This window comes from Aeromonas sp. ZOR0002, from assembly GCF_963866995.1.
Classification (GTDB): Bacteria; Pseudomonadota; Gammaproteobacteria; order Enterobacterales; family Aeromonadaceae; genus Aeromonas; species Aeromonas caviae.
This window is the reverse complement of the sequence record NZ_CAWMFQ010000256.1, coordinates 636-952: the sequence shown is the minus strand read 5'-3', so window position 1 is coordinate 952 and position 317 is coordinate 636. Positions and strand designations below refer to the sequence as shown.

The following is a 317-nucleotide window of genomic DNA, read 5'->3' as shown; positions in this document are numbered from 1 at the left end:
CGCTCTTTACCCTGGCCACCCTCTGGGGGCTGTGGCCCGTCGCCCGCAAGGCGTGGGCACTGACCAGAAGCGGCTCCCCCTTCGCCATCGAGACCCTGATGACGGTCGCCGCCGTGGGGGCCCTGTTCCTCGGCGAAACCGCCGAAGCGGCCATGGTGCTGCTGCTGTTCATGCTGGGGGAACATCTGGAGGCCTACGCCGCCGGCCGCGCCCGCGCCGGGGTCACCGCCCTGATGGCACTGGTGCCCGACAAGGCGCTGCGCATCCGCACCACTGCCGATGGCGAAGTGCGGGAAGAAGTCGCTGCCGACCAGTTG

At 70.3% G+C, this 317-nt stretch carries 1 pseudogene; it reads left to right on the top strand.

Going from position 1 to position 317, the window contains the following annotated elements:
- Positions 1-317: pseudogene (locus tag AACR77_RS14080) on the top strand (zinc/cadmium/mercury/lead-transporting ATPase); the annotation flags it as partial.